This is a genomic window from Terriglobales bacterium (assembly GCA_035543055.1).
Lineage (GTDB): Bacteria > Acidobacteriota > Terriglobia > Terriglobales > Acidobacteriaceae > JAIQFD01.
The window spans coordinates 1-9,600 of the sequence record DATKKJ010000145.1 but is presented as its reverse complement, the minus strand read 5'-3'; the positions used below and the strand labels follow the sequence as shown (position 1 = coordinate 9,600).

The window sequence follows — 9,600 nt, the reverse complement described above, 5'->3', positions numbered from 1 at the left end:
AGATCCCGAAGAAATCGTCGGGAGCGTCCGCCAGTTTGGCGGCAGCGCGGGCCAGCAGGGAGCGCGCCCCGTCCAGGTTCCCCGTGGAGTGATGATGGAGAGCGACCGCCAACTGGATGAGACCTTGCATGGAACGCCGCTCCGGGCCGTGCAGGTCGCGCCAGACGTCTTCCAGCGCCTCGTGGGCGGCAAAGAAATCTCCCGCATTGAATAGGGCAACACCTTCCTCGAACCTGGCACGATCGACCATCGCCCTCATTGTGCCTGAATGAAAAAACCCGCGCCGCGGCGCGGGTCCTGCAAAACGCAGCCCTATCTTCCCAGGATCACGTAGTGGTAGCTGCTGGCCATGAAGAACAGCATGGGAATGGACAGCCAGGCATTCGCGCGCGAGGCCAGGAACGCCTGGCGAGCGAGGGTGGCGCCGTCGGCCGGGGGTGTACCCGCCAGGGTGCCGGTGATCACCTTCTTGTTATTGCGCCAGATGATGCCCCAGACGTTGAGCATCATGAACAGGCCCATGCCACCGCCCACTCCGATGGCCAGCACGTGGTTATCATCACCGCCCACCGGCGCGAAGCACACGAAAAGGTAGCCGGCAAGGGAGACGATCACGGCCACGATGACGGCGAAGACCGGCCCCTTGGGCAGCATCTTCAGGATGACCACGTACTCGAGGGCCCAGGCCACGATCCAGATGAGAAGGAAGAGGCCGATCGTGCCCCAGGGACTCTTGTTCTCGCGCTCGGCGTCGGCCGCAACATAGATCTGGGCCCAGTACCAGAAGCCCACGAAGACGGTGACCAGGGCGCTCCAGCGGAACCACTGCAGGGCAGGGAGCGTCAGGTGCTGGAACACCTTGGGCTTCATGGCGGCGTCCACCTGCTTCATCCAGGGCACATTGATCAGGTTGAAGAAGTAGAGCAGCCCGATCCAGGTGATCCCGGCCAGGAAGTGCACCCAGCGCAGGATGATGGCCAGCGTCTCGATGGGGGTGTGCGTGGGCATGACCCAGGCGGCAAGGAGAGCAAAGTGCGACATCGGCATTCCTCCGGACAACAGGTCTGTGTCTAGTTGAAGTCGATGAATGAGCGCGCAGGATGCAACAAAAAAGTGCAGGCATCTTTCCATTTCGTGCGTCTGATGTCAACAGGGGATGAATTCCGCCCCTGGCGTTGAAAACCGCGGGACGGAGTCGTATCGTTACAGGTCGTTGGCAGGTGCCTTTTCCGCCCTGTATGGGGCGCACCTTAGGAAGGGAGAACGTACATGGACAAGCCGGCACAGAACATCCAGGATTCGTTCCTCAATACCGCGCGCAAGGACAAGACCAATCTCACCATCTACCTGCTCAGCGGGGTGAAGCTGACCGGCCGTATCCGCTCCTTCGACAAGTACTCCGTGGTGCTGGAGACCAGCAACCAGGAGCAACTGATCTTCAAGCACGCAATCTCGACGGTGGTGATGGCCAAGGCGCCGCACGCGGTGGAGAGCAAGCCCGCGGCGGCCGCGCCGCCGCCCGTCGCCACCCCCGCGGCCCCGTCCGGCACGGAGGGATAAGTTATTCGCGGCCGACGCCGCCAGTCATTTCCGCAGGCTTCCGCAGGGAAACGTGCCTCCGGGCCGGCGCCGGAACGCGCGGTGCTGGTGGGCCTGGACTTGGGGCGGCGCCGGGCGGCCTCACCGGCGATCGCGCAAGCCCGTGACGCCGCGGCCGCGGCCCGTATCACCACCTCCCACCGCCTCGACTTCAGCCCGGAAGAGTCCATGGCCGAGCTGCGCGAACTGGCCACCAGCGCCGGCGCCCAAATCCTGACCGAGATCATCCAGATGAAGGAGAGGCCCGACCCAGCGACGCTGATCGGGAAAGGCAAGCTGGAGGAGATCCACGGGATGGTGGCCTCGGCGAGCGCGGACCTGGTGCTCTTCGATCACGAGCTGACGCCCTCGCAGCAGCGCAACATCGAGAAGGTCGTGGACGCGCGCGTGATCGACCGCACCCAGCTCATCCTCGACATCTTCGCCCGCCACGCCCGCACCCGCGAAGGCCAGTTGCAGGTGGAGCTGGCGCAGCTGGAATACCTGCTGCCGCGGTTGACCGGACGGGGCGTGCAGATGTCGCAGATCGCGGGCACGTCGGCGGGGGCGCGCGGGCCCATCGGCACCCGCGGGCCGGGCGAGACCCAGCTCGAGACCGACCGCCGCAAGATCTACCGGCGCATCCGCCACATCAAGGAAGAAGTGGAGAAGGTGCGGCGGGTGCGGGCACAGCAGCGGTTGCGGCGCGAATCCGTCCCCGTGCCGACGGTGGCGCTGGTCGGCTACACCAACGCGGGCAAGAGCACGCTGTTCAACCAGCTCACCCGGTCGGGGGTGCTGGCGTCATCGAAGATGTTCGCCACCCTCGACCCGACCATCCGGGCGGTGACCCTGCCCTCGCGCCGCAAGGCACTGTTCTCCGATACCGTGGGGTTCCTACGAAACCTGCCGCACACCCTGGTGTCGGCTTTCCGGGCCACCCTGGAGGAAGTGCAGCGCGCGTCCCTGATCCTGCATGTCTCGGACGTGACCAGCCCCATCCGCCACGAGCAGGACGTGCAGGTGGAAAAGGTGCTGGGGGAGCTGGAGGCGCTGAACAAGCCGCGGCTGCGGGTGATGAACAAGATCGACCTGTTGCCGGCGGCCGAGCGCGACGCGCTCGAAGACGATGCGCACACGGTGCATCTCTCGGCGGTCACGGGCGCGGGCATCTCCACGCTGCTCGACCGCGTGGACGCGCTGTTGCAGGACGACCCGCTGCGCCGGGTCAAGCTCGCCATCCCACAGCGCGAAGGCAAGGCGCTGGCCATGCTGGAGGGAAAGGCGCGGGTGTATGCGCGGGAGTACCAGGACGGCGTGGTGCACCTGGAGGCGGAAGCGCCGGAATCGCTGTTGCGGAAGCTGCAGGCATTCGTGGTCGTGCGCTAGTACTCAGTACTCAGTACTCTGCAAGAGCAGGAGCGGCGGCGAGGGTCGACCTCATCTCGGGTTTGAACTGAGTACTGAGTACTGGGTACTGGGTACTTCTTCCGCACACTGGCATGTGACCGCCATTACTGACCGGTCTGCAGGCGGGTGTAGACTTTCAGGCAGCGTGCGGGGTCGTGTGGTGCTGCCGGAGGGCAGTCACACCGGCGCGGCCAGCACGGACACTGGTTCCTCCGCCGAAGGCCGCACGCGTGGAGGTTCGTATGCCAGTCGCCAAGTTGCGCGAGTTCCTCGACGCCAACCACATCCAGTACACCACCATCACCCATTCGGCCGCCTTCACCGCCCAAGGCATCGCGGCCCTCACCCATATCCCCGGCAAAGAGATGGCCAAGACTGTCATCGTGAACGTGGACGACACCCTGGCCATGGCGGTGCTGCCGGCATCCTTGCACGTCGATCTCGACCTGATGCGGCAGGTCACCGGGGCCAAGAGCGTCACTATCGCCCACGAGCGCGATTTCCAGAACTGCTTCCCGGGGTGCGAACTCGGCGCCATGCCGCCCTTCGGCAATCTTTATGACCTGCCGGTGTACGTGGACGAGTCGCTGAGCAAGGACCAGGAGATCGCCTTCAACGCGGGCTCGCACTACGAGCTGATCCGGATGACTTATGAGGACTTCGCCAGGCTGGTGAAGCCGAGCGTGGTGCGCATCGCGAGGATGAAATATACGGCAGTCGCCTAGCAGAGAATTTAAATGGGCCGACTGCGTAGAAGCGGTGACAAGTTCTACGCGACCGGCCCATTCGATCCTGAATCGGATCGGAGGTGATACTCATATGGTAAACCTCCGAGGCGGCTTGTCAAGGGAAGTCGTGAGCGGTCTCTGCTGACCGCCCGGCTTCCGCGCGCAAACGACTGAAAAGTCAAGAATTGCGCGCATTCCAAAATTGACAGATGCGCACGCGGATGTTAGTTTTTCAGTTTTGACCCCCACGTCATAGGCTGGCCCGTAGATTCATGGAAGAAACCCTCAGACAAGTAGGCGGATTACTGCTCGGAGCCATTCCGACCATCATCCTGTTTGTCATTCTCTACGCCGCCTACCGCGTGATCGTCCACAACCGCCTGATGCAAGTGCTGGGGGAACGCCGGGCGCGCACCGAAGGGGCCATCGAAAAGGCGCGCGCCGACGTCGCCGCCGCTGACGCCAAGACGGCGGAATACGAGCAGCGCATCCGCGAGGCCAAGCTGGCCCTCTACAAGGCGCAGCAACAGCGCCGTCAGCAGGCGCTGGAGCGCCGCAGCAAGCTGATCGCCGAGGCGCGCGGCGCCGCCGAGGGCCAGGTCCGCGCCGCCAAGCAGGCGCTGGAGCAGGATGCCGCCGCCGCCCGGACACGGTTGCAGACCGAAGCCGAGGCGCTGGCCCGCGAAGTCATCCGCACCATCCTCAAACCGGTTTCGATACCAGCAGCGGGGCGGCAATGAGACTGGTCAAAGGGATCGTGCCGCTGACCCTGGTGTTGCTTGCCCTGACGACATTCGGCGTCGCGCAGGAGCATAAGCCGGCCGATCCTCAGCAGCCCTCCGAAGCGCAGAAGTCGGCGGAGCACGCTGCGTCACCGCAGGCGCAGCCGGGACCGGCGGAAGCTTCCAAACATGCGGCCGGGGAAGAGGACGAAAACGCGCAGTTCCGGGAATCACCGTCGGTCCAGTTCGTCGCCCGCAAGACCGGCCTGAGCCTGGCCACCGCCTATTGGGTCTGCGTGGGGCTGAACTTCGCGGTGATCGCGGCCCTGATCGTCGCGGGGATGAAGAAGGCCCTGCCGGCGGCGTTCCGCGAGCGCACCGCCTCGATCCAGAAGGCGATGGAGGAGGCGCGCAAAGCCAGCGAGGACGCCAACCGGCGCTTGGGGGACATCGAGAGCCGCCTGGCGCGCCTGGACCAGGAGATCGCCGTCATGCGCAGCTCCGCCGAGGCAGACGCGCGCAAGGAAGAGGAACGCATCCAGGCGGCGGCCGAGGATGACCGCAAGAAAGTGGTGCAGGCCGCGGAACAGGAGATCGCCGCCGCCGCCCGCAGCGCCCGCACGCAGCTGAAAGTGTACGCCGCGGAGCTGGCGGTGGGGCTGGCGGAGCAGAAGATCAGCGTGGGGACCGACGAAGACCGCGAACTGGTGCGCGGCTTCGCCGAGCGGCTGGGAAAGGACGGCAAGTAATGGCCGCCGTCAATAGCCGCTACGCCCGGGCCTTCGCGGACGTGGTCTTCGACAAGAAGATGGACGCGAACCAGACCATCGACGAGCTGCACACCCTGGCGCACCTGGTGGAGAGCAATGCCCCTCTGCGCACCGTATGGGAGAGCCCGTCGGTGCCGGCGGAGCAGAAGCGCAAGGTGCTGGACCAGATCGTGCACGCCGTGGGCGCGTCGCCGATGACCCGCAACCTGGTGGCGGTGCTCATCGACAACCGGCGCATCGCCGCCCTGCCGGAGATTGCGCGCCAGTTCCAGCAAGAACTGAGCGCGCGGCTGGGCATCGCCGACGCCGAGATCATCACCGCCCGCGACCTGGGCGACGAAGAGAAGCGCGCCCTGGAGCAGCAGATCACCGCCCTGACGGGCAAGAAGGTCCGGGCCGCATACCGCCGGGACACGAAGCTGCTGGGCGGTGCCGTGGTCAAGGTCGGCAGCACCATCTACGACGGGTCGGTGAAGGGACAGTTGCGCAGGTTGAAGGAGCAGTTGAGCGCAGGGTAGCGAGAACTTACATATGGCAGGCATCCAAGCAGACGAGATCACGAAGTTGAGGCGCTTAGCGGGCGTGAGGGAGCGGCTCGTCGCAACCGGGAGCCCGCTGCCGAAATCCTGAGCGAGCGCATAGCGCGAGTCGAAGGAACTGAGGGTTTCAAGGAATCCTATGGCAGGTATTAAAGCAGACGAGATCACGAAGATCATCCGCGAGCAGATCGAGAACTACGAATCGAAGATCTCCGTGGACGAAGTGGGCACGGTCATCAGCCTGGGCGACGGCATCGCCCGCCTGCATGGCCTCGACAAGGTCATGGCCGGCGAACTGCTCGAGTTCCCGCACAACGTGGCCGGCATCGCCATGAACCTGGAGGAAGACCAGGTCGGCTGCGTGCTCCTGGGCGAGTACACCGAGATCAAGGAAGGTGACCAGGTGAAGCGCACCGGGCGCATCATGAGCGTGCCCGTGGGCCAGGCCATGGTCGGCCGCGTGGTGAACGCGCTGGGCCAGCCGATCGACGACAAGGGCCCCATCCAGACCGACAAATTCATCGCGATGGAGCGCCTGGCGCCCGGCGTCATCGACCGCCAGCCGGTACGCGAACCGATGGCCACCGGTCTGAAGGCCATCGATTCCATGATCCCGATCGGCCGCGGACAGCGCGAGCTGATCATCGGCGACCGCCAGACCGGCAAGACTGCGGTGGCGCTCGACACCATCATCAACAACAAGGGCAATGACCTGATTTGCATTTACAACGCCATCGGGCAGAAGCGGTCGTCGATCGCGCAGGTGGTGAAGCTGCTGGAAGACGCCGGCGCGATGGAGTACACCATCGTGGTGGCGGCGTCGGCGTCGGAGCCCGCGCCCATGCAGTACATCGCCCCCTATGCGGCCTGCGCCATCGGCGAGTTCTTCCGCGACACCAAGCGGCACGCGCTCTGCATCTACGACGACCTGTCGAAACACGCGGCGTCGTACCGCGAGATCTCGCTGCTGCTGCGGCGTCCGCCGGGCCGCGAAGCCTATCCGGGAGATGTCTTCTATCTCCACTCGCGCCTCCTGGAGCGTGCCGCCAAGCTGAGCGACAAGAACGGCGGCGGGTCGCTCACCGCTCTGCCCATCATCGAGACCCAGGCGGGCGACGTTTCGGCATACATCCCGACCAACGTCATCTCCATCACTGACGGCCAGATCTACCTCGAGACCGATCTGTTCAACTCGGGCGTGCGCCCGGCGGTGAACGTCGGACTCTCGGTCAGCCGCGTAGGCGGCAGCGCCCAGATCAAGGCCATGCGCCAGGTGGCGGGCTCGCTCAAGCTGGAGCTGGCGCAGTTCCGCGAGTTGGCCGCGTTCGCCCAGTTCGGCAGCGACCTGGACAAGGCCACGCAAGCGCAGCTGGCCCGCGGCCAGCGCCTGGTCGAGATCCTCAAGCAGGGGCAGTTCCAGCCCCTGCCGTTCTCCAAACAGATCCTGGTCATCTACGCCGGCACCAACGGCTTCCTCGACGACCTGGGCGTGGACGAGGTGCGCGAGTTCGAGAAGGGCCTGTACCAGTACGCCGACACCATGGGCGGGGCGCTGCTGAAGACGGTCATGGACAAGAAGATCCTCGACGACCAGCTCAAAGCGGACATGAAGAAACTGGTCGCGGAATTCAAGGAGCGCTTCGTCGCCGAGCGTAAGAGCGCAGTCGCGGCGAAAGCGTAGGTATTGCGGGAGACGTAGCAAGCTACGTCTCAGGAAAAGCATGGCGAATCTTCTGGATATCCGGCGGCGGATCCGCAGCGTGACCAGCACGCGGCAGATCACCAAGGCCATGAAGATGATCTCGGCGGCACGCCTGCGCCGGGCGCAGGAGCGCGCGCTCGCCGCGCGTCCCTACTCGCATATGCTGACCAACGTGCTGAAGTCGCTGGTCTCGCGCGCCCAGGTCATCGACCCCGACACCGGGGAGCCCCGTCATCCGCTGCTGGCCCGCCGGCCGGAGAAGACCGCCCTGCTGGCGCTCATCACCGGCGACCGCGGCCTGGCCGGCGCCTTCAATACCAATATCTTGAAGGCGGCGACGCGCTTCCTCGAGTCGAAGCAGGATATCCGGGTGGAGATCGTCTGCGTGGGACGCAAGGGGCGCGACTTCCTGCGCCGCCGCTTTCCCTACACCGCTGACCGGCCGGATGCCCGGGTTTCCATCTCCGGCGAACTGGTCGGCCAGGCAGGCAAGTTCGAGTACAGCGATGCCGAGGAACTGGCCCAGCGGCTGATCGAGCGCTACACCCGCGGGGAAGTGGACGCAGTCTACTTCCTGTACAACGAGTTCAAATCGGTCATCGCCCAGCGCGTGGTCCTGGACGAAGTGCTCCCCATCGAGGAGATCGGGACGCGCGACATCCGCGCCGCCGAGGAGATGACGCCCGAGCAGCGCGAGCGCATGGCCGAAGCCGCGACGGCCGCCGGCATCAGCCTGGCCGAGGCCGACACCACGGAAATGCAGCGTCGGGCCCGGGAGTTCGCCGCCGCCCCCGTGGATTACCTCTATGAGCAGCCGGCGGAAGAGCTCTTCCGCAGCCTGCTCCCCAAGTACATCGCGGTGCAGATCTTCCACGCGCTGATCGAGTCGGGAGCGGCGGAACACGCCGCCCGCATGACGGCGATGGATTCGGCCACCAACAACGCCAGCGACATGATCGACAGCCTGACCCTGGCCATGAACCGCGCCCGCCAGGCCAAGATCACGAAAGAGATCATCGAGATCGTGAGTGGAGCGGCGGCGTTGTAGCGGTCAGCCTTCAGCCATCAGGCAGGAGCTGAGAGATCTGACGAATAAAGGGTTTGATTCTTCTGATGGCTGACGGCTGAGGGCTGATGGCCATCGAGAGACGAGCATTTATGGCAAAGAATGCAGGTAGAGTGATCCAGGTCGCAGGCCCCGCGGTCGACGTGCAGTTCAGCGAGTCGGGGCTTCCGCCCATCTACGAAGCGGTGCGCGTGACCAGTGACGGCTTCAACGTTCCCCAACCCATCGACGTCATCCTCGAGGTGCAGCAGCACCTGGGCGAGGGGCGGGTGCGCTGTGTGGCCATGCAGCCGACCGACGGCATGGTACGCGGCATGAAAGCCACCGACCAGGGCGGCCCCATCTCCGTGCCGGTGGGCAAGGGCACGCTGGGGCGCGTCATGAACGTCATCGGTGAACCCGTGGACCAACTGGGGCCGATAGCGCACAAAGAGACCCGTCCCATCCACCGCCTGGCGCCGGCCTTCGATGAGCAGTCCACCAGGGCGGAGATGTTCGAGACTGGAGTGAAGGTCGTCGATCTTATCCAGCCCTTCCTGAAGGGCGGCAAGATCGGCTTGTTCGGCGGAGCGGGCGTGGGCAAAACGGTCGTGATCATGGAGCTGATCAACAACGTCGCCAAGCAGCACGGCGGCTACTCCGTGTTTGCGGGCGTGGGCGAGCGCACCCGCGAGGGCAACGACCTGTGGCTGGAGATGTCGGAATCAAAGGTCATCGTGCCCGGCAAGCCGGAAGAATCGAAGGCCGCGCTGATCTACGGCCAGATGACCGAACCTCCCGGAGCCCGGCTCCGCGTGGCCCTCACCGGCCTGACCGTCGCCGAGTACTTCCGCGACGAGGAAGGGTCCGACACCCTGCTGTTCATCGACAACATCTTCCGCTTCACCCAGGCGGGCTCGGAGGTCTCGGCGCTGCTGGGCCGCATGCCCAGCGCCGTCGGCTACCAGCCCAACCTGGCGACCGAGATGGGCGAGTTGCAGGAGCGCATCACTTCGACCAAGAAAGGGTCGGTCACCTCGGTGCAGGCCATCTACGTGCCCGCCGACGACCTCACCGACCCCGCACCGGCGACCACCTTCGCCCAC

The 9,600-nt window shown here is 65.2% G+C and carries 11 protein-coding genes; 9 read left to right on the top strand and 2 right to left on the bottom strand.

From position 1 onward, the window contains the following. Both VMS96_09980 and VMS96_09975 read right to left on the bottom strand, forming a co-directional pair. Positions 1-250 (bottom strand): DUF309 domain-containing protein (locus VMS96_09980; GenBank protein ID HVP43752.1); only part of this gene is annotated, 250 nt, incomplete at its 3' end. A 62-nt stretch (positions 251-312) separates the two neighbouring features. Next, entirely contained in the window at positions 313-1,041 is a 729-nt protein-coding gene (locus tag VMS96_09975) for a urate hydroxylase PuuD (GenBank protein ID HVP43751.1), read from the bottom strand. A gap of 228 nt (positions 1,042-1,269) precedes the next feature. On the opposite strand from VMS96_09975, the gene hfq reads away from it, so the two are divergent. From hfq to atpD, 9 genes are all read left to right on the top strand, one after another. Further along, the gene (gene hfq, locus VMS96_09970) at positions 1,270-1,560 is read left to right on the top strand and encodes an RNA chaperone Hfq (GenBank protein HVP43750.1); all 291 of its coding nucleotides are present in this window, start codon (positions 1,270-1,272) and stop codon (positions 1,558-1,560) included. An 81-nt stretch (positions 1,561-1,641) separates the two neighbouring features. Beyond that, positions 1,642-2,967 carry a GTPase HflX gene (gene hflX / locus VMS96_09965; protein ID HVP43749.1) on the top strand — a complete coding sequence of 442 codons (1,326 nt, stop codon included), beginning with the start codon at positions 1,642-1,644 and terminating at the stop codon, positions 2,965-2,967. A 263-nt stretch (positions 2,968-3,230) separates the two neighbouring features. Beyond that, complete coding sequence (locus VMS96_09960; GenBank protein HVP43748.1) at positions 3,231-3,713, top strand: YbaK/EbsC family protein; 483 nt, start codon at positions 3,231-3,233, stop codon at positions 3,711-3,713. Between the two features lie 275 nt (positions 3,714-3,988). Next, a complete protein-coding gene (locus VMS96_09955; GenBank protein HVP43747.1) occupies positions 3,989-4,456 on the top strand; it encodes a hypothetical protein in 468 nt (155 codons plus the stop codon). Then, entirely contained in the window at positions 4,453-5,187 is a 735-nt protein-coding gene (locus tag VMS96_09950) for an ATP synthase F0 subunit B (GenBank protein HVP43746.1), read from the top strand. The genes VMS96_09955 and VMS96_09950 overlap by 4 nt, the downstream gene beginning before the upstream one ends. Then, complete coding sequence (gene atpH / locus VMS96_09945; GenBank protein HVP43745.1) at positions 5,187-5,726, top strand: ATP synthase F1 subunit delta; 540 nt, start codon at positions 5,187-5,189, stop codon at positions 5,724-5,726. The genes VMS96_09950 and atpH overlap by 1 nt, the downstream gene beginning before the upstream one ends. Positions 5,727-5,886: 160 nt before the next feature. Continuing rightward, entirely contained in the window at positions 5,887-7,428 is a 1,542-nt protein-coding gene (atpA, locus tag VMS96_09940; protein HVP43744.1) for a F0F1 ATP synthase subunit alpha, read from the top strand. 40 nt (positions 7,429-7,468) lie between these two features. Continuing rightward, positions 7,469-8,497, top strand: coding sequence for an ATP synthase F1 subunit gamma (atpG, locus tag VMS96_09935; GenBank protein HVP43743.1), 1,029 nt, complete (start codon positions 7,469-7,471; stop codon positions 8,495-8,497). A 110-nt stretch (positions 8,498-8,607) separates the two neighbouring features. Then, the coding region (gene atpD / locus VMS96_09930; protein HVP43742.1) for a F0F1 ATP synthase subunit beta at positions 8,608-9,600 on the top strand (993 nt) is incomplete at its 3' end.